Source organism: Streptomyces pseudoechinosporeus, assembly GCF_054783935.1.
Genome location: NZ_BAAGPS010000005.1, coordinates 359,587 through 381,773, shown reverse-complemented (window position 1 = coordinate 381,773; position 22,187 = coordinate 359,587). Strand labels below are relative to the sequence as shown.

Below are 22,187 nucleotides of genomic sequence, written 5' to 3'. Positions count from 1 at the left end.
CCGCCTGGGCTCAGAACGTCCCCAGCTTGATGATCGACAGCAGTGCGATCAGCTGGATCGCCGAGGCGCCCAGGGCCTTCGGCCACGGAAGGTCGTGGGACTTGTTGACCATCAGCGTGAACAGGGCGGCGGCTCCCAGCCACGTCGCCCAGCCCAGGATCTGCACGAACGGCGCGTCGCCGCCCATGAAGAGGGCCACGACCAGGCGGGGGGCGTCCGTGAGCGACATGATCAGCATGGAGAGGCCGACCGTGGGCTGCCAGGCGCCGTCGCCGCCGAGCTGGCGCGCGAGGGTGTGGGTGACCACGCCCAGGATGAAGGCGCTGAGCACGATCGCGACCGCCGTCGTCAGGACGATGGGGACCGCGTTGGAGAGCGTCGCGTTGATCGCGTCTTCGCGCGCGCCGTCGAAGCCGAAGACCGCCAGCAGCCCGTACAGGAACGTCACGATCAGGGCCGGGCCCCACATCGTGTAGTCGCGCATCTGCAGGAACGTCTGGTTCGGGCGCATGATGACGCCGCTCAGCAGTTCCTTCCAGTGCAGACGCGGGCCCACCGGGGGCGCCGGCGCCTGGCCGGCGCGGTAGGTCCCGCCCTGGCTGTACGGGTCCTCGCCGATCCCGAACGCCTGGGTGTGGCCCGGATTGTTCGCCGCGTACGGGTCCGGGCCCTGGGCGTGGTGATCGTGGTCGCCGAAGTACTCCGGCTCGCCGTGGGCGTTCGCCTGGGGCCACTGCTGCCCGCCGTTGCCGTACTGCTGCGCCTGCGGCGGGTACGGCTGCGGCGCAGGGGGGTAGCCGTACGACGGGCGGCCCGGGGGCGCCTGCTGTCCGTACGGTTGCTGCCGCGCTTGCTGTTGCGGACTTGCTTGCCGGGTGCGGTTGTCCCGGCCGCGTCCGATCCTGAATCCAGCCACGTAATCGAACGTACCTGGTCCCGCAGTGTCGTGCGCCGGGCCCGGGGGAACGGACCCGGCTTTGACGCTGAGCTGTGACATCCCCTAAGGGGTTGTCCAGCCGGTTTTCCGTGGCTGCTCAGGGTCGGCTCAGGGTTTTGCGGTACGTGGCTTCCATTGCCGTTGCCGTGCGTCCTGAGGGCGTCACGACCAGAAGTCGTTGCTCTTCTCGATGTCCTCGATGCATTCGTCGAGGTCGGTGATCTTGTCTCCGACGATCCGGAAGACGATGGCTCCGTTCTCGTCGAGTTGCTTGCCGCCCCGCTCGGCCGTGAAACGGTGCACGGTGACCGCGTGGCCCCGGCCGTCGACGAGGACCTGGCGCAGTTCGACGCGCATGGTGCCGTTCGTCTCCTCGTTGAGCCGGCGGTACATGTCGATGATCGCGTCCTGGCCCTTGAAGTCGCCGGCCAGGGGATGGCTGCCCGGCACGTGGTGCGCGGCGTCCCCGGACATCAGCGTGCGCAGGGTGTCCATGTCACCGCGCTGGAAAGCCTCGTAGCCCTTGCGTACCAGTGCTGCGTGCGGATGTTCAGCCATGGTGCTCGCCACCTTTCGTGGCTTGGGTCGGTATGCGGCTTACGTAGGCAATTGTTCGCCTCTGCCGCCGGGTGGGCCACTGGGGCGTCAGGAGCCCTCGCGGGCTCCGAGCTCGCACCAGATGAACTTGCCGCCGGAGCCGTTGACTTTGAACCAGCCCCAGTCGTCGGCGTACGCGTCGACGATGCGCAGGCCGCGGCCGTGCTCGTCGCGGACGGGGGTGGAAGCGGGGGAGGGCGTGGGCGGTGTGGGGTCCGTGTCCCAGGCGCCGAGGCGGAACGAGGGGCCCGACTGTCTGATCTTGAGGGCCGCGGGTCCTTCGGTGTGCCGGATGGCGTTGGAGAGGAGTTCGGAGGCGAGGAGTTCCGCGGGTTCGATGAGGGTGGGGAGGTGGTGGGTGGTGAGGATGTCGCGGAGGGTGCGGCGGCTGATGGGGACGGCTCGGGGGTCGTTGGGGACGTAGAGGGTGTATTCCCAGAGGGGTGCAGGCATACGGGCCTCCCAGGGCGGGTGGAGGTGCAGAGGGTGAGGCGCGGCGGCGTCGGGCGGTGTCTTTGTCGCGCCCGCCATGGCATGGCGGTGCGGTGCGCTTCCGGGGTCCCGGCGGTTCCGCAGCGTGTGCGGCGCGTCACTGACGGTATGGGGTTCATTTGATTCCCGTCAAGCTGTACCGGGATACTGGGGCTCCTCAACTCCCAGGAGGGAACGGGCACATGCCAGCACGGAGCATCATCACGGCACGTCAGGAACGGCTCGGTGCTGAGCTGCGCAAGCTCCGGGAGCGGGCGGGGCTCACCGGCCGGGAGGCGGCGCGGGTGCTGGGGATCGCCGAGAGCAAACTTTCCGCTACGGAGGTGGGCCGGGTCGGGGTGAGCGGCGAGCGCGTACGGCATTGGGCCAACCAGTACGCGTGTGATGACGCCCCTCTCGTTGATGCGCTGGTGGCCATGGCGACCGACCGTGGGAAGGGCTGGTGGGAGGAGTATCGAGGGCGGGTGCCGTCGGGGTACCTGGACGTGGCGGAACTGGAGAGCCACGCGGTCGAGTTGAGGACATTTCAGAGCGTGCACATCCCGGCGCTTTTGCAGACCGAGGAGCAGATGCGGGCGATCTTCGCCTCACCGGTACCGAGGCTGCCCGAGGACGAACGCGAGGTACGGGTACGTTTTCGGCTGTGCCGCCAGGAGACCCTCGGCACTATCGGGTACGAAGCCTTGATTCACGAAGCAGCGCTACGGATCCGGGCCGCTGACAGCAAGGTCGCCCGAAACCAGTTGCTGCACATCCTGGCGCAGTCGGAGCGACCCCAAGTGACAGTGCGTGTCGTACCGTTCGACGTGGACGGCTTCGCCGGGATCGCTGCGCCGTTGGTTTTCGCAGGCGGCCCGGTTCCACGGTTGGACACCGTCCTGGTGGACACCGCGCACGGTGGGACGTTGCTCGACGCCGAGGCGCAGCTCAGCCGGTATCGGGTGATCCTCCGCACGATGGAGGACATGGCGCTGGGGGTCGTAGAGTCGAGAGACCTCATCCACCGCCTCGTACAACAGATGTGAAGGACCTCGACATGGCACAGGACGCCTGGCAGAAGTCTTCGTTCTCCGGCGGAAGTGACCACTCGGACTGTGTCGAACTCACCGCCCGCGAGGGCCTCCTACTCCTCCGCGAAAGCGACGAGCCCGGCACAGTAATAGCAACCGCTGGTACCGGCCTCGCCGCCCTCATACGTCACCTACGTCAACTACGGACTGGCTGAACGGCTGCGCCGCCAGCGCGCTATCAGGTCCATCGAAGGAACCGCACTCACCACGGTGATGAGCACGCCCATGAGCAGCAGGTCCTCACTGCCGCCGCGGCTCAGGTCCAGCACCCCGGCCGTGAGTACGGTCAGGCTCAGGCCGTTGAAGAGCACCAGCAGCGTCCACTCCAGGCGCGCGGGCCGCCCGCCGGCCTCGACGTCCGGTGCGTCGTCCCCATGCGGCTTGTCCGACACCGGACGCCCCCAGCGCGACCGGATATCGCTGACCAGGAGCAGGGCAACGATGGCGAGAACGAACCCGCCAACACCAAACGCAACCAGTCGATACGACAGCGACTGCCCGGCGAGCATCCCGATCAGGACTAAGCCCACCCCCAGCGCAGCCATCCCCGCCCGAAGCCCGAACGCAGCCAGCGGAGGAACGAGGGACCAGCTGATCCACTCTCCGGCCCGGACCAGGGCCTGAGGCGTCGGACCGAGCCGCCGCCCGACCCGCAGCACCACCCACCCCACACCCGCGACGATCGCACTCACCCCGGCGAAGCTGACGCCGTCCAGCCACGGCGCATCGAACAGCACGAGCACACCGGCCAGGACACCGAGGCCACCGATCGACATCAGCAGGACCCCGACACCCCGCAACAGCAGCCCCAGCCACGAAGTCATGGTCCGCGAGGGTACGTATCCGACCGGGGACCCGTCCCGAGCCGGATCGCGCCGCCTCGCACCGACACCAACTCGCTCGCACGTTGAGGTGTCGCGAGCTGCGGGGGTGGTGACCACAGATGTGGTGTTACGGAGGCGGGCGTGGCGGCGGGCCCGGCATCGTCGACGCTACGTCCCTACGGCGAACGGATTGCCGTGCCCAGGAAGCTGCCCGCCCGGTGGCACATACCGCTGCCGCCCATTCTGGTCGGTCATCAGTGTGAACCCGACGGCCTGCAGGAGGGCGGCGTACTTGGTTCTGTAGTGGCGGTTGACGGCGAAGCCGACGGGCAGGAGGGCCATCAGTGCGGCCCAGACGGTGCCGGCGAGGACAACGGCAGTGGTGCCCGCGCTGAGCGCGAAGCCGATGGGCACGGCCAGCGGAACGGCGGCGATACCTGAGAGGAAGATCAGCTGCTTGGGGGTGTACATGGCGGTGATGTCGAACGTGATGCGGGCCTTGAGAAGCTCGACCGCTTCGGGCACGAGGGGCGGCAGCGCGCCCCCGTCGCTCGCGTTCGGATACTGCGCCCAGTTCTGCGCGGCTCGCGCGCGGGCCTGCGGGCTGGGGTCGGGCACGATCAACATCACGTACCCGTTGCCCTGTGGTCCGCCGCCCTGCCGTATGTCTGCGTATTCGTATCCGAACTGCTGGGCGACGAAGGCGAGTTGGGAGAGCCTTTTCATTGTCGCCATGGCGGGGGCGACCTCAACCAGCCGTTTCACCAAGGTGCGGGACGGACTGAAACCGAGGTGTTCGCAGCGCCGGGAACCATCCCGTACGCGCGAACTCCTCAGATTCTGTTTCTGAGCTAGAAGGCCGCTGTCCGGTCTTCGCTGCGCGGGTCGGTCACCTGGTGCTCGGTGTAGATGCCCGCGCGCGCCTCACGACGCCAGGGACGCGCCCAGGTCACTGCTTCGGCGGCGGCCTCGGAACTGTCGTCGAGGTTCACGACGGCTACCGATGGCGAGTCGTCCGGGGGGCACCGCGCAAGCCAGTCGCCGTTGGGAGCGATGATTCCGGACGGTGCGGTGGCGCTGTGCTGTGTGGGCACCGACAAGCTGACCCAGTAGCTGTTGACCGCGGCGTGGCCTTGGGCTTGGGCGGCGGTGTTACCCGGGGTGCCGCTTGTAGAGAACAGGACGCAGTCGACATCCAGCTTCTCGTATTCTGCGAACAACTCCGGGTAGTGGATCTCCATGCCGAGCAGGCAGCCGAAGCGCACACCGTCAACGTCGAAGGTCACCGGTGAGAAGCCCGGCGAGTACATGTACGAGACCTTCGTCTTCGACAGCAGGCGCTCGTCATAACGCGTGACGACCTCGCCGCGATCGGAGATGACGTAGAGGCTGTTGTGTGGGCGGTTCGGGCCGGTCAAGCGGTGCACCGATGCGATCACCGTCCACAACCGCAACTCGCGGGCCAACTCGGCGATCGCAGCCAACTCCGATTGGAGCACCGGCCACTGGCACCGGTCCCAGTCCGCCGGGCCGACCGCGTCCGGGCCGTCGACGGACATGACAAGCTTGCTGGGAAAGCAGATCGCGCCTTCCGGAAAGTGCACGATCCTCGCTCCCTGAGTACTGGCCTCGCGCATCAGAGCACGGACCTCACGCCCGCTTTCGCGCAGCGCTTCAACGTCTCGGGGGTCATCGCGTACGGGGGTCTGCGCTACGGCAAGCCGCACGCTCTTGGGATTCCTTGCTTCCGACATGACGTCTCCTGATGGAGTCGGACGGAAGTGCCGGAGGGCGGACGTGTAGGACTCGCCGGTCTTGGCGGCGCGGGCACGCACCTGGCGCTTGAAGTTCCTACGGGCTGTCATCGCGGCCTTCCACGCCTTGAGCGACGGCTCCCCAGCAACCTCGCCCGAGGCGATCGGGCTGCAACAACGACCTGAGACGCTGGTCCCTTTGCCTCCGATGGGAGACCGCGCTGGGGACGGTCGCGGGAGGTTCGGCGTAGGCCACGCAGTCGGTCATCATGCCGTCGCCTGCGGGCTCCGTCAACATCCTTCAACTCGTCCAGCGCACCGTCGAATGGCCGGCGGCTGGAGAGAAACATCTCAGCTCAACACGCTGAACTTGACAGAGAAGTTCACCGTGACAGGACGGCGCACGTCACCAGAACCGCACCCCTTGTCGCTCTCATCCCACGACAACACCCCATGTCCCTGGCGTGAACCAGGGACATGGGGTGCTTCGTTATCCAGCCGTACCCGTTGCCGACGGGTCGCCGTTACCTGAGCCGCTACTTCACCGGCTGCGGCTCCGGCTCGCTCTCCGACTCGGTCTCGCCCGCCGGAGGCTCGTCGTCGACCGGTGTCCTGACGGAGTCGAGGAGCAACTGCGCCACGTCCACGACCTGGATGGACTCCTTCGCCTTGCCGTCGTTCTTCTTGCCGTTGACCGAGTCGGTCAGCATCACGAGGCAGAACGGGCAGGCCGTGGAGACGATGTCGGGGTTCAGCGAAAGGGCCTCATCAACACGCTCGTTGTTGATGCGCTTGCCGATCCGCTCCTCCATCCACATCCGCGCACCACCGGCGCCGCAGCAGAAGCCGCGCTCCTTGTGGCGGTGCATCTCCTCGTTCCTGAGGCCCGGGACCTTGCCGATGATCTCGCGCGGGGGCGTGTAGATCTTGTTGTGGCGGCCCAGGTAGCAGGGGTCGTGGTACGTGATCAGGCCCTCGACGGGGGTTACGGGGATGAGCTTGCCCTCGTCGATGAGGTGCTGGAGCAGCTGGGTGTGGTGGATGACCTCGTAGTCGCCGCCGAGCTGCGGGTACTCGTTGCCGAGGGTGTTGAGGCAGTGCGGGCAGGTCGCGACGATCTTCTTCGCCGACTTCGGCTTCTTGGTCGAGGGATCGTCCTCGTCCTCGCCGTACGCCATGTTCAGGGCCGCGACGTTCTCCATGCCGAGCTCCTGGAACAGCGGCTCGTTGCCGAGCCTCCGCGCCGAGTCGCCGGTGCACTTCTCGTCGCCGCCCATGATCGCGAACTTGACGCCCGCGATGTGGAGGAGCTCGGCGAAGGCCTTCGTCGTCTTCTTCGCGCGGTCTTCCAGCGCGCCCGCGCAGCCGACCCAGTACAGGTACTCGACCTCGGACAGGTCCTCGATGTCCTTGCCGACGACCGGCACCTCGAAGTCGACTTCCTTGGTCCACTCCAGGCGCTGCTTCTTCGCGAGCCCCCAGGGGTTGCCCTTCTTCTCCAGGTTCTTGAGCATCGTGCCCGCCTCGCTCGGGAACGCGGACTCGATCATCACCTGGTAGCGGCGCATGTCGACGATGTGGTCGACGTGCTCGATGTCGACGGGGCACTGCTCGACGCAGGCACCGCAGGTGGTGCAGGACCACAGCACGTCGGGGTCGATGACGCCGTTCTCTTCGAGGGTGCCGATGAGCGGCCGCTCGGCCTCGGCGAGCGCGGCGGCGGGCACGTCCTTGAGCTGCTCCTCGCTCGCCTTCTCCTCGCCCTCCATGGTCTTGCCGCCACCGGCCAGCAGGTACGGGGCCTTGGCGTGCGCGTGGTCGCGCAGCGACATGATGAGCAGCTTGGGGGAGAGGGGCTTGCCGGTGTTCCAGGCCGGGCACTGCGACTGGCAGCGACCGCACTCCGTACACGTCGAGAAGTCCAGCAGGCCCTTCCAGGAGAACTGCTCGACCTGAGAGACGCCGAAGACGTCGTCCTCGCCCGGGTCGGTGAAGTCGATGGGCTTGCCGCCGCTGGTCATCGGCAGCAGCGCGCCCAGCGAGGTCGAGCCGTCGGCGTTGCGCTTGAACCAGATGTTGGGGAAGCCCAGGAAGCGGTGCCAGGCCACACCCATGTCGGTCTTCAGGGAGACCGTGATCATCCAGATGAAGGAGGCCGCGATCTTCACGCCGGCGAAGAGGTAGGTGAGGTTCTGGAGCGTGGAGAGGTCCAGCCCCTCAAGCGCCGAGACCACCGGGTACGAGATGAAGAACGAGGCCTCATAGCCGTCGACGTGGTGCTGGGCGCCCTCCAGCGCGTGCAGCATGAAGATGCAGACGCCGACGATGAGGATGATCGTCTCGACGAAGTACGCCTGGCCGGTGTTGGAGCCCGCGAAGCGGGACTTACGGCCCGCCTTGCCCGGCCTGGACAGCTGCCGGATGGCGATCAGCGTCAGGATGCCGACCACCGTCATCGTGCCGATGAACTCGACGAAGACGTTGTACGGCGCCCAGTCACCGATGATCGGCAGCACCCAGTCGGCCACGAAGAGCTGGCCGATGGCGTTCACGATCGTCAGGAGCAGCGTGTAGAAGCCGATCGCCACGAACCAGTGCGCGATGCCGACGATGCCCCAGCGGTTCATCCTGGTGTGGCCGAGGAACTCCTTGGCCAGGGTGATGGTGCGCAGAACGGGGTCGTTGGTCCGGGCGCCGGCCGGGAGTGGCTGGCCGAGCATCACGAAGCGGAAAATCTGCAGGATGGCTCGGCCGAAAAGGGCGACGCCGACTGTCATGAGGACCATCGACACGACGATCGCGGCGAGTTGCATTTTGGGGCTCCTCGGGCCTGCGAGGGGTCTTCGAGCTCGGCTCGAAGTTCATTACTAAGCGGTAACTTATGCGGTCCGTCTGAGACTACCCATATCTTCCGCCGCACTGTAGCCAGCTGCGCGGTGATCTGTATCGCTGAGGGTCACCTCAGCACTCCGTGGGGGCGCCTACCGGGTGGGTGGGTTCGGTTCATGGGCGAGTGCGAGCCCGTCGTGGCTGGTCGCGCCCACGCGGCGGAGCCGCAAATTGATACAGCCCCGCGCCCCTAAAAGCCTGCGCCTCCACGCGCCCCGAAGACCCGGCGCCCCTGAAAGCCTGCACCCCCAACTACCCGCAGCCTCCCACCGGCGGGAGGGGCCGTGGGCCGGTGCGTCGTATGCCCGTCGCTTAGGTTCGGTCTCGGAGAACCCGCACCGTGTACCAACACCGGGTCGTATGCCCGGCCTGCGACGGGCTGACGCACCGGCCCACGGTCCCGACCCACCACCGGACCCCAAGGGGCGCGGGGAGCGGCGCGACCAGCCACACACAACCCGCAGCCGCCCAACCGCCGGAGGCCCCCGCCCCGTAGGCGAAAAACGGCCCCTGAAGCTAAGGTTCACATAAAAGTTGAGCCCAGCTGACTCAGCCCTTTTGACCCAGCGGTCAGCGTCGTGCACACTTGAGCCCGTCACACTCAAGTCAGCTGGAGGAAAAAACCATGGCACGTGCGGTCGGCATCGACCTGGGCACGACTAACTCCGTCGTCAGCGTTCTGGAGGGCGGTGAGCCCACCGTCATCACCAACGCCGAGGGCGCCAGGACCACGCCGTCCGTCGTCGCCTTCGCCAAGAACGGTGAGGTGCTCGTCGGCGAGGTCGCCAAGCGCCAGGCGGTCACCAACGTAGACCGGACCATCCGCTCCGTGAAGCGGCACATGGGCACGGACTGGAAGATCGAGCTCGACAACAAGCCCTTCAACCCCCAGCAGATCTCCGCCTTCATCCTGCAGAAGCTGAAGCGGGACGCGGAGTCGTACCTGGGCGAGAAGGTCACGGACGCGGTCATCACCGTCCCGGCGTACTTCAACGACTCCGAGCGGCAGGCCACCAAGGAGGCCGGCGAGATCGCGGGCCTGAACGTCCTGCGGATCGTCAACGAGCCGACGGCCGCCGCCCTGGCGTACGGCCTCGACAAGGACGACCAGACGATCCTCGTCTTCGACCTCGGTGGCGGCACCTTCGACGTCTCGCTGCTGGAGATCGGCGACGGCGTCGTCGAGGTGAAGGCCACGAACGGTGACAACCACCTCGGTGGTGACGACTGGGACCAGCGCGTCGTCGACTACCTGGTGAAGCAGTTCGCCAGCGGTCACGGCGTGGACCTGGGCAAGGACAAGATGGCCCTCCAGCGCCTGCGTGAGGCCGCGGAGAAGGCCAAGATCGAGCTGTCGTCCTCCACGGAGACCTCGATCAACCTGCCCTACATCACCGCGTCCGCCGAAGGCCCGCTGCACCTGGACGAGAAGCTCACCCGCGCCCAGTTCCAGCAGCTGACGGCCGACCTTCTGGAGCGCTGCAAGACGCCGTTCCACAACGTCATCAAGGACGCCGGAATCCAGCTCAGCGAGATCGACCACGTCGTTCTCGTCGGTGGCTCCACCCGTATGCCCGCCGTCGCCGAGCTCGTCAAGGAGCTGACCGCCGGCCAGGACGCCAACAAGGGTGTGAACCCGGACGAGGTCGTCGCCATCGGCGCCGCGCTCCAGGCCGGTGTCCTCAAGGGCGAGGTCAAGGACGTACTGCTCCTCGACGTGACCCCGCTGTCCCTCGGTATCGAGACCAAGGGAGGGATCATGACGAAGCTCATCGAGCGGAACACGACGATCCCGACCAAGCGCTCGGAGATCTTCACCACCGCCGAGGACAACCAGCCTTCCGTGCAGATCCAGGTCTACCAGGGCGAGCGCGAGATCGCGGCGTACAACAAGAAGCTCGGGATGTTCGAGCTGACCGGTCTGCCGCCGGCCCCGCGCGGGGTCCCGCAGATCGAGGTCTCCTTCGACATCGACGCCAACGGCATCATGCACGTGACCGCGAAGGACCTCGGCACGGGCAAGGAGCAGAAGATGACCGTCACCGGCGGCTCCTCGCTGCCGAAGGACGAGGTCGACCGGATGCGCCAGGAGGCCGAGCAGTACGCGGACGAGGACCACAAGCGCCGCGAGGCCGCCGAGTCCCGCAACCAGGGCGAGCAGCTCGTCTACCAGACGGAGAAGTTCCTCAAGGACAATGAGGACAAGGTCCCCGGCGAGGTCAAGACCGAGGTCGAGACCGCCGTCGAGGAGCTGAAGACCGCGCTCAAGGGCGAGGACACCGCCGAGATCCGTACGGCCACCGAGAAGGTCGCCGCGGTCTCGCAGAAGGTGGGCCAGGCCATGTACGCCGACGCTCAGGGCGCGCAGGCCGCGGGCGGTCCTGAGGGTGCCGCCAGCGGTGGCGCGCAGGCCAAGGCCGACGACGATGTCGTCGACGCCGAGATCGTCGACGAGGACCGGAAGGATGGTGCCGCGTGACGGAGGAGACCCCGGGCTTCGACGAGCAGCAGCCGCAGCAGCCTCAACAGCCGCCGCAGGCTCAGCCTCAGCAGCCCGACGTCCCTTCCGGCGCCACCCCTGATGACGCGGAGCCGAAGGCCGCCCCTCAGGAGGGGGCGGCCCCGGCCGGGGACGCGGCAGCAGCCCAGACGGCAGCACAACAGCAGGTAGCGGCCCTGACGGCGCAGCTGGACCAGGTGCGTACGGCGCTCGGTGAGCGCACGGCGGACCTCCAGCGGCTCCAGGCCGAGTACCAGAACTACCGCCGCCGCGTCGAGCGCGACCGGATCACGGTCAAGGAGGTCGCCATCGCGAACCTCCTGACCGAGCTCCTGCCCGTACTCGACGACATCGGCCGCGCGCGGGATCACGGCGAACTGGTCGGCGGCTTCAAGTCGGTGGCCGAGTCGCTGGAGACCGTCGCGGCGAAGCTGGGCCTCCAGCAGTTCGGCAAGGAGGGCGAGCCCTTCGACCCGACGATCCACGAGGCCCTGATGCACAGTTACGCGCCGGACGTCACGGAGACGACGTGCGTGGCGATTCTGCAGCCGGGGTATCGCTTCGGCGAGCGCACCATCCGCCCCGCGCGGGTGGCGGTGGCCGAGCCGCAGCCGGGCGCGCAGACCGTCAAGGCCGACGAGGCGGACACGGCGACAGCGGCGGCCGACGACAAGGAGAACGGTGGCCCGGACGAGGGCTGACGTTGGCGACGTAGGGGGCGTACGAATGAACGTACGGACCGTACGGCGCGTGAGAAGGAAGGAGGGACGTCGAGGATGAGCACGAAGGACTTCATCGAGAAGGACTACTACAAGGTCCTCGGCGTCCCCAAGGACGCCACCGAGGCCGAGATCAAGAAGGCGTACCGCAAGCTGGCCCGGGAGTACCACCCGGACGCCAACAAGGGGAACGCCAAGGCGGAGGAGCGCTTCAAGGAGATCTCCGAGGCGAACGACATCCTCGGCGACCCCAAGAAGCGCAAGGAGTACGACGAGGCGCGCACCCTCTTCGGCAACGGCGGCTTCAGGCCGGGCCCCGGCGCGGGCGGCAGTGGCACCTTCAACTTCGACCTGGGCGACCTCTTCGGAGGCGCACCCGGCCAGGGCGGGGCGGGCGGTGCCGGCGGCGGCTTCGGCGGTGGGCTCGGTGACGTCTTCGGGGGCCTGTTCAACCGGGGCAGCTCGGGTACTACGCGCGTACAGCCCAGGCGCGGCCAGGACATCGAGTCCGAGGTCACCCTCAGCTTCACCGAGGCGATCGAGGGCGCGACGGTCCCCCTCAGGATGTCCTCGCAGTCGCCCTGCAAGGCCTGCTCGGGCACCGGCGACGCGAACGGCACACCGCGCGTGTGCCCGACGTGCGTCGGCACGGGGCAGGTGGCGCGCGGTACGGGCGGCGGGTTCTCGCTCACCGACCCGTGCCCCGACTGCAAGGGCCGCGGTCTGATCGCGGAAAACCCCTGCGAGATCTGCAAGGGCAGCGGCCGCGCCAAGTCGTCGCGCACGATGCAGGTCCGGATCCCCGCCGGGGTCAGCGACGGCCAGCGCATCCGGCTGCGCGGCAAGGGCGCGCCGGGTGAACGGGGCGGTCCGGCGGGCGACCTGTACGTCATCGTGCATGTGGGCGCCCACCCGGTCTTCGGCCGCAAGGGCGACAACCTCACGGTGACGGTGCCGGTGACGTTCGCCGAGGCGGCGCTGGGCGGGGAGGTCCGCGTGCCCACGCTGGGCGGGCCGCCGGTCACGCTGAAACTGCCGCCGGGCACGCCCAACGGGCGGACGATGCGCGCCCGCGGCAAGGGCGCGGTCCGCAAGGACGGCACCCGCGGGGACCTGCTGGTCACCGTCGAGGTCGTGGTCCCCAAGGACGTGTCGGGCAAGGCGCGTGACGCGCTCGAGGCGTACCGCGAGGCCACCGTGGGCGAGGATCCACGGGCCGAGCTGTTCCAGGCGGCGAAGGGAGCATGAGGACACCATGGATGGCCGTCGACGCAACCCGTACGAGCTGACCGAGGAAACTCCGGTGTACGTCATCTCAGTGGCGGCCCAGCTCTCCGGTCTGCACCCGCAGACGCTGCGCCAGTACGACCGCCTCGGCCTGGTCTCCCCGGACCGCACGGCCGGGCGAGGCCGGCGTTACTCGGCCCGCGACATCGAACTGCTGCGCACGGTCCAGCAGTTGTCGCAGGACGAGGGCATCAACCTGGCCGGCATCAAACGCATCATCGAACTGGAGAACCAGGTCGCCGCCCTCCAGTCCCGCGTCGCGGAACTGCAAACGGCCCTGGACGGCGCCGCCGCGGCGATGCAGCAACGCGAGGCCGCGGTCCACGCCTCGTACCGCCGCGACCTGGTCCCGTACCAGGACGTCCAGCAGACGAGCGCACTGGTGGTGTGGCGCCCGAAGCGCCAGCAGTCGGACTAGTGCGGGGCAACAGCCTGAAGGGGCCTGGAGGTTCACCTGAACCTCCAGGCCCCTTTGGCTTCGGTGAGTGACTTGAGGAGCCCGACTGCGGGAAGAAGCCGGGGAGTTGAATCCGCCGGCTCCTTCCCGCAGTGCGGGGCTACCGCCCCGTCGCCTGCCACAGCGTCACCGCCAGTGCGATGCACGACGTGATCGCTGCCAGGGACGGCAGGGGCCAGCGGGCGCGTTCCAGGGCTTCGAGGCGGGTTTCGTGTTCGTCGAGGGTCTTGTCGGTCTGGTCGGCGCGCTGGAGGAGGAGGGCGAGGTCGCCACGGGTGGTGGCGAAGCCGACGTCGACCGAGCGGCGCAGGCGTTCCAGCTCCAGCGCGACCTCCTCGGCCTCAGTCGCTGTCATGGCCGCCCTCCGTCCCGGCGTCCCCGCGCAGCAGCCGATCCGTACGAAACGTTCTGCGCGTGGCATCGGTCATCGTGGTGCTCCTCTCTTCTCCGCGCGTCTCCGCTCTTCTTCGCCCCGAGTGTGGGAACATGTGTTCGATAACAGGGAGCGAGCGAATAGACTTGCATGGTGCGAGCGCGTACGCAAGTGACTACCCTCCGTGGAGGTGGGCGCGATGGTGACGCTTCAGCCCGTACGTCAACTGCCGCTGACATGGCGACCGTTGTGGCCGTTGCCGAATCTCCACGGTTACGCGCGAGCGCGCACACACCTTGGTGCGAGTGCGATCGGTACGTTGTCCGCGCGACGAGGGGAGAGCGGACACATGCGTTCCAGCACACGGGCCGGTGCCCGTACAGACCAGAGTCACCGGGCCGAGGGGCTCGAGGAGTTCGCCGGCTGGATCGAGGACGTGCTGCGCGGCCGTGGCTACGACATCGACAGCCCGCGCGGTGGCGGCCGTTCGAAGCTCGCCGACGACGCCGGCGTGCATCGCGCCGCCGTGAGTCGGCTGTTGCAGCGTCAGTCCATGCCCGATCTGGAGACGATGCGGCGTATCGCGGCCGTACTCGGCGTACCGCTCCGCGAGATGCTCATCCGCTCGGGACGGCTGACGGAGGACGACCTTCCGGTCGTCGCGGGCGGCGGGCACCCCGCGGCCGGGGGCGGCCGTACGGCGCTGAGTCCCGAGGAGGCGGCCCGCAGGATGGGTGTTCCGCCCGAACTGCGGGAGCTGTTCGCCAAGGTGGCGAGGCAGTTCCTGCCGGAGGGCGGTTGACGCGGGGGAGTCGAGGGAGTGCGGCATGGGGAATCCGGGCGGCGGCGGCCGGGGTGACGAGGCGGAACGCGTCTCCAGGCTGCTGGGCGAACTGCTCATCGGACTCGGCGAGAAGGTCCGGGCGGCCGGCCCGGAGGGCGTCCGCGTCCTCACCGAGGAGGAACTGCAACGGCAGCAGCTGAACTGGTTCCGCGCCGGCTGGCACGAGCACGCCCGCGCGACGCAGCCGCAGGGCCCCGACGCCCACACCGAGTCCGCCCCAGACCCCCGTGCCGACGCCGTCCGGCGCCGGCACCCCGACAGCGAGCACTTCCCGCTTCCACCGGCCCGCCTCCTCCGCTTCCCGGAACGCCCGCCGGGCGGACCTCCGGACGGACGTCCGGAGGGGCCACCGCACGAGCCTCCGCACAGCCCTCCAGACGACGGTCAGGCCCGCTCGTAGCGCAACAGCACAACCCCGCTGCCGAAAGTGCGCGTCTCCGCGAGGCGAAGCTGCGTGGTGACGTCCAATTCCGGAAAGAGGGGGCGACCACGGCCCAGGATGACCGGCGTGACGTAGAGCAGGTACTCGTCGATCAGGTCATGTCGCCGGAACTCCGCCGCGAGCTCCGCACCGCCGACCCCGAGGTCTCCGCCTGGCTGTTCCTTGAGGGCCCTGACCTCCTCGGGTACGACTTCCCGTACGACGGTCGTGTTCCACTCGGTACGGCCCGGGCCCAGAGTCCGGGAGTACACGATCTTCGGCATGTCCCGGTAGATGGCCGCGAACTCCCGCTCGAGCTCCGTACTCGCGGGGTCCTGGTCGGCGGTCGGCCAGTAGCCGACCATCAGCTCGTGCATGACCCGGCCGTGCAGGAAGCCGCTCATCGCCTTGGAGCGCTCGTTGAAGTGCCGGTGCAGCTCGTCGTCGACCAGGTGCCAGTCGAGCTCGCGGTTCGGGCCCTCGAAGTAACCGTCGAGTGACACGGACATACTCAGGGTGATCTTGCGCATCGGGACCTCCCAAGCCTGGGGAATGGTGAACTGCCGATTGACACCCCATCACGCTTGCTCCACCGCTGCCCCCCGGTCCTCCAGACCTCCACCTCTGTGTCTTCACAGGGAGCACGCAGAGTGCTGTTGTGATCTCGTTAACCGGAATTCCTTGACGCTTTCGAAACGTCCGCGTTGGCTTTCGGTCATCTGGGTCGCAAAGTTGCGCCTCGTCCGAAAGACCCCGAAAGACCCCCGAAGTGAGCAGCCGTATGCGTCGTATCGCCATATCCCTGGCCGTGTCCACCATGACTCTCTCGCTCGCCTCCTGCGGCGTGCTCGACAGCGACGCGGAGGGCGGCTCGGCGGAACCGACCAAGGGCGACGACATCACGGTGGGGCTGCTGCTGCCGGAGAAGGAGAACCAGCGCTACGACAAGTTCGACCACCCCATCATCAAGAAGAAGGTCGACGAGCTGACCAAGGGCAAGGGCGAGGTCGTATACGCCAATGCCGAGCAGGACGCCGCCGAGCAGAAGAAGCAGCTCCAGCGGATGATCGACGACAAGGTCGACGTGGTGCTCCTGGACGCGGTGGACGCCAAGGACATCGCGGACGGCGTACAGAAGGCGAAGGACGCGGACATTCCCGTCATCGCATACGACCGGCTGGCCGAGGGCCCCATCGACGCGTACATCTCCTTCGACAACCAGCAGGTCGGGGAGGTGCAGGGCCGGGCCCTCGCCGAGACCCTGGACGGCGGCAAGTCCCAGAAGATCGTCATGATGAACGGCGCGGTCACCGACCCGAACGCGGCCGAGTTCAAGAAGGCCGCCCTCGCCGAACTCAGCGACAAGGTGACCATCGCCAAGCAGTACGACACCAAGGACTGGAAGCCGTCGAACGCGCGGGCCAACATGATGGCCGCGATCTCCTCCATCGGCGCCGAGAACATCGCCGGGGTGTACTCCGCGAACGACGGCATGGCCGGCGGCATCGTCTCCGCGCTGAAGGTGGCCGGCGTGACCGACCTGCCGCCGATCACCGGCCAGGACGCGGAGCTCGAGGCGGTGCAGCGCATCGTCTCCGGCGAGCAGTACATGAGCGTCTACAAGCCGTACCCCGAAGAGGCTGAGACCGCCGCCGAGCTGGCCGTGGCCCGGGCCCACGGCTGGGGCATCGAGTTCGACGCCCTCACCCGCGACAAGGTCGACAGCCCGACGGAGGAGAACATCCCGGCGCACCTCGTCCTCGTCGCCCCCCTGACGAAGGACAACATCAAGAACACGGTCATCGACGACGGCATCTACAAGGTCTCGGACATCTGCACATCGGAGTACGAGGCGGCGTGCGAGGAGATCGGCCTGAAGAAGTAGGGGTTGTCGACTTCTGCCAGTCGAGCCCGGACTCTTGTTTCCCCCAGACGCGGACGGGGCGGCGTACGCCGACGTGGTGTCGGTGTACGCCGCCCTGGGGCGGGACGAGTTGCGGGAGGTGGCCCGCGCTGTCATGGGGGTTACTTCGGGTCGCTGTTGAACTTCGAGGCCGACCAGAAGTAGCCGAGCACCGCGAGACCCAGGCACCAGGCGACTGCGAGCCACCCGTTGTGGCCGATCTCGCTGCCGAGCAGCAGTCCGCGCAGGGCCTCGATGGCGGGCGTGAACGGCTGGTACTCGGCGATCGGCTGGAACCAGCCCGGCATCGTGTCGACCGGGATGAAGGCGCTGGACAGAAGCGGCAGCAGGATCATCGGCATCGCGTTGTTGCTGGCCGCCTCGGCGTTCGGGCTGATCAGGCCCATGCCGACCGCGACCCAGGTGAGCGCCATGGCGAAGAGCACGAGCAGCCCGAACGCCGCCAGCCACTCCAGGGCCGTGGCATCCGTGGACCGGAAGCCGATGGCCACGCCGACGGCCCCCACGAGGACCACGCTCATCACGCACTGCAGCACACTGCCGACGACGTGCCCGATGAGCACCGACCCGCGGTGGATCGCCATCGTGCGGAAGCGGGCGATGATGCCCTCGGTCATGTCGTTGGAGACGGACACCGCGGTGCCGATCGTGGTGCTGCCGATGGTCATCAGCAGCAGGCCCGGCACGATGTAGGCGATGTACGCGGAGCGGTCCGCGCCGCCGCTGCCGATGCCCGCGCTCATCACGTCGCCGAAGATGTAGACGAAGAGCAGCAGGAGCATGACAGGAGTGAGCAGCAGGTTCAGGGTGAGGGACGGGTAGCGCCGGGCGTGCAGGAGGTTGCGGCGCAGCATCGTGGACGAGTCGCGGACGGCGAGGGAGAGGGAGCTCATCGGGCAGACTCCTTGGGCTGGTTGGGGACCTTGGCTGTGCCGGTCAGGGCGAAGAACACGTCGTCGAGGTCGGGGGTGTGCACGGTCAGCTCCTCGGCCTCGATGCCGGCCGAGTCCAGCCAGTCGAGGATGGCGCGCAGCTCGCGCTGGCTGCCGTCGCTGGGGATCTGCAGTGACAGCGCCTCGTCGTCCCGGGTGACCTCGCGCAGCGCGACGGCGGCGGACTGATAGGCGGCCGGGTCGGTGAAGCGGAGCCGGACGTGCCCGCCCGGGATGAGCCGCTTCAGCTCGTCGGCACTGCCCTCGGCGGCGATCTTCCCGTCGTTCAGCACCGCGATGCGGTCGGCGAGCTCGTCGGCCTCCTCCAGGTACTGGGTGGTGAGGAAGACGGTGACGCCGCTCGTGACGAGCTCGCGGATGATCTGCCACATGTTGTGGCGGCTGCGCGGGTCGAGGCCGGTGGTGGGCTCGTCGAGGAAGATGATCCGAGGGTTGCCGACGAGCGTCATGGCGATGTCGAGGCGGCGCTTCATGCCGCCGGAGTAGGTGGAGGCGGGCTTCTTGGCGGCCTCGACGAGGTCGAACCGCTCCAGCAGCTCGGCGGTGACCTGCAGTCCCTCGCGTTTGGAGAGGTGGTGCAGGTCTGCCATGAGGAGCATGTTCTCCTCGCCGGTGATCAGGCCGTCGACGGCGGAGAATTGCCCGGTGACGCCGATCGCGGCGCGCACCGCCTGGGGGTCGGTGGCCAGGTCGTGGCCGCCGACGTGCAGGTCGCCGGCGTCGGCGGTGATGAGGGTGGAGAGGATCTTGACGGCGGTGGTCTTGCCGGCGCCGTTCGGGCCGAGCAGGGAGAAGACCGTTCCTTCGGGGACGGCCAGGTCGACGCCGTCGAGGACGGTCTTGTCGCCGTAGGACTTGCGCAGCCCGTTCGCCGTGATGGCCGGGGTGGTCATGATGAGTGCTCCTTTGGAGGCTGTGGGTCAGAGGCTGCGGGCGGTGATGTCGCCGTGCTCGGTGGTCGCGTGGATGGTCAGGTCGGCCGCGGTGCCGTCGGTGTTCTTCAGGGCGTTGTGAATCCGGCCGTAGCCGGTGCCGGCGTCCAGGGAGGCGGAGACTCCGGCCGCGGCGCTGACCGACACGTCGCCCATCTGGGTGCGCAGCACGAGGGTGCCGGAGAGGGCCTCGGCGATGTTGATGTCGCCCTTTTGGGTGCTGATCTCCGCGGGGCCGCTCAGGCGGCCGACCGAGACGTCGCCGTCGAGGACGGTGAGGCGGGCGCTTGCTGCCTCGTCGAGCTTGACCGAGCGGTAGCCGTCCGCGAAGGCGACGTCGCCGAGCCGTCCGACGCCGCGGAACTCGGCGGCGGCCGACTTCGCCTGGACGCGGGAGCCGGCGGGCAGTTGGACGGTCACCTCGACGGATCCGGTGTGGCCGAGGATCCGGTTCTTCGCTTCCGGGGCCTGGATCCGCAGGACGCCGTCGCTGTAGGAGACCTCGATCTCCTCGGCCGCCTTCGCGTCGCGGCTCTTGGTGGCGTTGGCGGGCAGGACCTCGACCGTGGTGTCGGCCCGGTCGGCGGCGATGAACTGGATGCGTCCGGCGGGGATGTCCAGGACGGCGGAGATCGGGGCGGGGGTGGCGAACGTCTGCATCGTGCTCTCCTTCAACTCGTTGTTTCCGATGAAGGAAAAGCTACGTTGCGTTCAAGGATCTAGCAACAGACTCGTTGCGCAGAATCGTCATCAGAGCAGGTAAAGGCAAGGAAATCGTTGCAACGGTTCTGAATTTAACGCAACGACAACTCCTGTTCGTTGCAATGGATTGAGAGTGAACGCTATGCGGGAGAGACCAAACCCGAAAGCCCCGCCAAGGGCTTCGTGATCGGTGAGGGGATCACGGGCCCGAAGCGGGGCTGAGGCGCGGGACGGGGCTGGGCGGATTCTGCTGTGCGGCAGGTCACGGAGTCAGCGGATGTGAGATCCGGCCCGAGGCCTCGTCTATTTCGTCGTGGGCCTTGGTGAGGAGTTTCATGGCGAGTTCGTTCAGGGCCCTGGCTCCTGCCACCTCTTCGCCCACCCTTGGCTGGTTGGAGTCGGAGGGGTGGCGTTTGGCGTAGCCGTGGGCCCGGACCTCGCTTCGGTCGGGGAGTCGTACGAGGGCGGCGGCGCGGGTGCGGTCGTCGTCCTCGTCGAATTCCAGCTCCACGTGCCATCCGACAGCCGTGTGCGTCATCGCGATCACCTCCGGAGACGGCCGGCTACAGCTAACAACAGCATCCGCCCGCCCGCCCCTGTCACGCCACCCGCGTGAACTCCACCATCACCTCCGGTGGCCCTCCGGCCACTCCCCGGTACACGCCCTTGTGCGGCGTCACGTCGTCGTAGTCGCGGCCCCGGCCCACGACCACGTGGGACTCGTCGGCGCGTACGCGGTTGGTGGGGTCGTAGCCGGTCCAGTCGCCCGCCCAGTACTCGACCCAGGCGTGGCTCTGGCCTTCGACGGGGCGGTGGAGTTCCGCGTCGCGTTCGGGGTGGAGGTAGCCGGAGACATAGCGGGTGGGCAGGCCGAGGGCACGCAGCAGGCCCGCCGTCAGGTGCGCGATGTCCTGGCAGACGCCGGCGCCCTGCTCCCAGGCCTCGGCGGCGGCGGTGTTCACGCCGGTGGAGCCCGGGATGTACCTGACGTGGTCGGCGACCAGGGACGAGACCGCCACCGCCGTCTCATGCGGGTCCAGGCCGGCCGCGGCGGCACGCGCCCGCTCGACGAGTGCGTCGGGCATGGCCGTACGCGAGGTCGGTGCCGCGTACTCCAACAGGCGGGAGTTCGCGACCAGTTCGGCAACCTCCGCCCAGGTCGGGGCCGCCGGAAGCCCGCCCGGCGGGGCCGTCTCCACCAGGCTCACCGCCGTGATCGTCAGGTCCGCGTGCGGTTCCATCAGGTCGAAGCCGGTGACCTGGGTGCCCCAGTAGTCCCAGTACGACCAGGTCGGGGTGGAGGGGTTCACGAGGACGCGGGCGTCCAGCGTGGTCTGGCCCGGGAGCGTCAGCGGGGTCATGCGGACCTCGTTGTGGGAGGAGACCGCGGCCTGGGCGTACGACACCTTCGTGGTGTGCCGGATGCGGAGTCGGCGGGTCATGGCGTACTCACGCTCCTTCCTGGGCCCACTCGACGGGCCCTTGGTACGGGAAGAACTTCTCCGCGACCGCCTCGGCGGAGGTCATGCAGGACGTCTGCAACTCGCGCAACAGGGACGGGAGTACGTCCTCCAGGGCGCCGGAGTCCAGATACTCCAGGCGCGTACGCATCCGGCCGATCGGCCGCCGCGCCGGATCCTGGCGCTGGCGCCCCAGCGCCGCCAGGCACTCCTCCGCCGTGGTCAGGGCGTGCAGCACCGAACGCGGGAACTCCCGGTCCATGATGAGGAACTGAGCCACCCGCGCCGTGTCCCCGAAGCCGCCGTACACCCGCGCGTACGCCTCGTCCGCCCCGCTCGCGCTGAGCAGCGTCGGCCAGTCGGGAGCATGGGCCGCGTCCAGGACTCGTACGGACAGCAGCCGTACGGTCATGTCCACCCGCTCCAGGCTCCGGCCGAGCACCACGAAACGCCAGCTGTCGTCGCGGCTCATCGTCGAGTCGGCCAGGCCGAAGAAGAGCGCGGCCCGGCGGCGTACCAGTTCGAGATAGGCGTACGGGCCGGTGCGGCGGGCCGCCATGCGCTGGTCGGCGAGGGCGTGCCAGGTGGAGTTGAGGCACTCCCACATCTCGGAGGAGACCGCCTCGCGGGCGCTGCGGGCATTGAGGCGGGCGGCCCCGAGCGCACCCTCGATGGAGCAGGTCGAGCGCGCGTCGAAGGCCAGCTGGTCCAGTACCTGCTGCATGTCGACGCGTTCGTCCCCCGCGTCGACGCCGAGGATCGCATACAGCGAGCGGCAGGCCACGTCCTCGTCCCGCCAGGGGTCTTCGAGCAGCCGGTGCAGATACGCGTCGAGGATGCGGCCGGTGGCGTCCGCGCGCTCGACGTACCGGCCCGTCCAGGTCAGTGCTTCGGCGATGCGGGAGAGGATCACGTCGTTCACCGTGAACCTCCAAGGCGAACGACCGCCCACGAGACGCCTGGTACGATCTTCGGCGTGCTGAGCGAGAACCAAGCTGGCACAGCAGCTCCTTTACTTGCAGTACCAAACCGGGCTGGTTCCAACCCGGCTG

The 22,187-nt window shown here is 68.2% G+C and carries 24 protein-coding genes; 9 read left to right on the top strand and 15 right to left on the bottom strand.

The features are described 5' to 3' along the window. Positions 1-10 precede the first annotated feature (10 nt). From ACYVO6_RS08410 to ACYVO6_RS08400, 3 genes are all read right to left on the bottom strand, one after another. Positions 11-997, bottom strand: a complete 987-nt coding sequence (locus ACYVO6_RS08410; RefSeq protein WP_461058867.1) for a Yip1 family protein — start codon at positions 995-997, stop codon at positions 11-13. A 102-nt stretch (positions 998-1,099) separates the two neighbouring features. Beyond that, positions 1,100-1,495, bottom strand: coding sequence for a nuclear transport factor 2 family protein (locus tag ACYVO6_RS08405; protein WP_461058865.1), 396 nt, complete (start codon positions 1,493-1,495; stop codon positions 1,100-1,102). Between the two features lie 87 nt (positions 1,496-1,582). After that, the gene (locus ACYVO6_RS08400; protein WP_461058863.1) at positions 1,583-1,987 is read right to left on the bottom strand and encodes an ATP-binding protein; all 405 of its coding nucleotides are present in this window, start codon (positions 1,985-1,987) and stop codon (positions 1,583-1,585) included. Between the two features lie 221 nt (positions 1,988-2,208). On the opposite strand from ACYVO6_RS08400, the gene ACYVO6_RS08395 reads away from it, so the two are divergent. Together ACYVO6_RS08395 and ACYVO6_RS08390 are read left to right on the top strand one after the other, a co-directional pair. Further along, a complete protein-coding gene (locus ACYVO6_RS08395) occupies positions 2,209-3,051 on the top strand; it encodes a helix-turn-helix domain-containing protein (protein WP_461058861.1) in 843 nt (280 codons plus the stop codon). Between the two features lie 11 nt (positions 3,052-3,062). Continuing rightward, entirely contained in the window at positions 3,063-3,251 is a 189-nt protein-coding gene (locus ACYVO6_RS08390) for a DUF397 domain-containing protein (protein ID WP_461058860.1), read from the top strand. On the opposite strand, the gene ACYVO6_RS08385 is transcribed toward ACYVO6_RS08390, so the two are convergent. From ACYVO6_RS08385 to ACYVO6_RS08370, 4 genes are all read right to left on the bottom strand, one after another. Next, positions 3,237-3,920, bottom strand: a complete 684-nt coding sequence (locus tag ACYVO6_RS08385) for a hypothetical protein (RefSeq protein WP_461058858.1) — start codon at positions 3,918-3,920, stop codon at positions 3,237-3,239. The genes ACYVO6_RS08390 and ACYVO6_RS08385 overlap by 15 nt on opposite strands. Before the next feature lie 168 nt (positions 3,921-4,088). Next, a complete protein-coding gene (locus ACYVO6_RS08380) occupies positions 4,089-4,655 on the bottom strand; it encodes a hypothetical protein (protein WP_461058857.1) in 567 nt (188 codons plus the stop codon). A gap of 116 nt (positions 4,656-4,771) precedes the next feature. Continuing rightward, positions 4,772-5,785 carry a carbon-nitrogen hydrolase family protein gene (locus ACYVO6_RS08375; protein WP_461058856.1) on the bottom strand — a complete coding sequence of 338 codons (1,014 nt, stop codon included), beginning with the start codon at positions 5,783-5,785 and terminating at the stop codon, positions 4,772-4,774. A 425-nt stretch (positions 5,786-6,210) separates the two neighbouring features. Then, a complete protein-coding gene (locus ACYVO6_RS08370) occupies positions 6,211-8,487 on the bottom strand; it encodes a (Fe-S)-binding protein (protein WP_461058854.1) in 2,277 nt (758 codons plus the stop codon). A 701-nt stretch (positions 8,488-9,188) separates the two neighbouring features. Between ACYVO6_RS08370 and dnaK the strand changes: the two genes are divergently transcribed. From dnaK to ACYVO6_RS08350, 4 genes are all read left to right on the top strand, one after another. Next, positions 9,189-11,042 (top strand): molecular chaperone DnaK, encoded by a 1,854-nt coding sequence (gene dnaK / locus ACYVO6_RS08365; protein ID WP_461058852.1) that lies wholly within the window; start codon positions 9,189-9,191, stop codon positions 11,040-11,042. Continuing rightward, positions 11,039-11,764: a nucleotide exchange factor GrpE gene (gene grpE / locus ACYVO6_RS08360; RefSeq protein WP_461058850.1), complete on the top strand. Its 726-nt coding sequence runs from the start codon at positions 11,039-11,041 to the stop codon at positions 11,762-11,764. Before dnaK ends, grpE begins: the two co-directional genes overlap by 4 nt. 75 nt (positions 11,765-11,839) lie before the next feature. Beyond that, positions 11,840-13,030 (top strand): molecular chaperone DnaJ, encoded by a 1,191-nt coding sequence (dnaJ, locus tag ACYVO6_RS08355; RefSeq protein ID WP_461058848.1) that lies wholly within the window; start codon positions 11,840-11,842, stop codon positions 13,028-13,030. 7 nt (positions 13,031-13,037) lie between these two features. Continuing rightward, a complete protein-coding gene (locus tag ACYVO6_RS08350) occupies positions 13,038-13,487 on the top strand; it encodes a heat shock protein transcriptional repressor HspR (protein WP_461058845.1) in 450 nt (149 codons plus the stop codon). A gap of 139 nt (positions 13,488-13,626) precedes the next feature. On the opposite strand, the gene ACYVO6_RS08345 is transcribed toward ACYVO6_RS08350, so the two are convergent. Next, positions 13,627-13,881: a hypothetical protein gene (locus ACYVO6_RS08345; RefSeq protein WP_461058843.1), complete on the bottom strand. Its 255-nt coding sequence runs from the start codon at positions 13,879-13,881 to the stop codon at positions 13,627-13,629. Positions 13,882-14,248: 367 nt separating this feature from the next. Between ACYVO6_RS08345 and ACYVO6_RS08340 the strand changes: the two genes are divergently transcribed. Then, complete coding sequence (locus ACYVO6_RS08340) at positions 14,249-14,701, top strand: helix-turn-helix domain-containing protein (protein WP_461058841.1); 453 nt, start codon at positions 14,249-14,251, stop codon at positions 14,699-14,701. A gap of 25 nt (positions 14,702-14,726) precedes the next feature. Then, positions 14,727-15,143 (top strand): hypothetical protein, encoded by a 417-nt coding sequence (locus tag ACYVO6_RS08335; protein WP_461058839.1) that lies wholly within the window; start codon positions 14,727-14,729, stop codon positions 15,141-15,143. On the opposite strand, the gene ACYVO6_RS08330 is transcribed toward ACYVO6_RS08335, so the two are convergent. Continuing rightward, positions 15,128-15,694, bottom strand: a complete 567-nt coding sequence (locus tag ACYVO6_RS08330) for a dihydrofolate reductase family protein (protein ID WP_461058837.1) — start codon at positions 15,692-15,694, stop codon at positions 15,128-15,130. The two genes, ACYVO6_RS08335 and ACYVO6_RS08330, sit on opposite strands and share 16 nt — an antisense overlap. Positions 15,695-15,933: 239 nt before the next feature. Between ACYVO6_RS08330 and ACYVO6_RS08325 the strand changes: the two genes are divergently transcribed. Continuing rightward, positions 15,934-17,049: a sugar ABC transporter substrate-binding protein gene (locus ACYVO6_RS08325; protein ID WP_461058835.1), complete on the top strand. Its 1,116-nt coding sequence runs from the start codon at positions 15,934-15,936 to the stop codon at positions 17,047-17,049. Between the two features lie 140 nt (positions 17,050-17,189). Here the strand turns inward: ACYVO6_RS08325 and ACYVO6_RS08320 are convergent, their stop codons facing one another. The 6 genes from ACYVO6_RS08320 to ACYVO6_RS08295 form a co-directional block, all read right to left on the bottom strand. Beyond that, positions 17,190-17,981, bottom strand: a complete 792-nt coding sequence (locus tag ACYVO6_RS08320) for an ABC transporter permease (protein WP_461058832.1) — start codon at positions 17,979-17,981, stop codon at positions 17,190-17,192. Then, positions 17,978-18,934, bottom strand: a complete 957-nt coding sequence (locus ACYVO6_RS08315) for an ATP-binding cassette domain-containing protein (RefSeq protein WP_461058830.1) — start codon at positions 18,932-18,934, stop codon at positions 17,978-17,980. Before ACYVO6_RS08315 ends, ACYVO6_RS08320 begins: the two co-directional genes overlap by 4 nt. Positions 18,935-18,961: 27 nt before the next feature. Continuing rightward, positions 18,962-19,633 carry a DUF4097 family beta strand repeat-containing protein gene (locus tag ACYVO6_RS08310; protein ID WP_461058828.1) on the bottom strand — a complete coding sequence of 224 codons (672 nt, stop codon included), beginning with the start codon at positions 19,631-19,633 and terminating at the stop codon, positions 18,962-18,964. 304 nt (positions 19,634-19,937) lie between these two features. Then, positions 19,938-20,213 carry a DUF1876 domain-containing protein gene (locus tag ACYVO6_RS08305; protein ID WP_461058826.1) on the bottom strand — a complete coding sequence of 92 codons (276 nt, stop codon included), beginning with the start codon at positions 20,211-20,213 and terminating at the stop codon, positions 19,938-19,940. Between the two features lie 61 nt (positions 20,214-20,274). Beyond that, positions 20,275-21,117 (bottom strand): transglutaminase family protein, encoded by an 843-nt coding sequence (locus ACYVO6_RS08300; RefSeq protein ID WP_461058824.1) that lies wholly within the window; start codon positions 21,115-21,117, stop codon positions 20,275-20,277. Between the two features lie 7 nt (positions 21,118-21,124). Continuing rightward, positions 21,125-22,057 (bottom strand): alpha-E domain-containing protein, encoded by a 933-nt coding sequence (locus tag ACYVO6_RS08295; RefSeq protein ID WP_461058822.1) that lies wholly within the window; start codon positions 22,055-22,057, stop codon positions 21,125-21,127. Between the last annotated feature and the right edge of the window lie 130 nt (positions 22,058-22,187).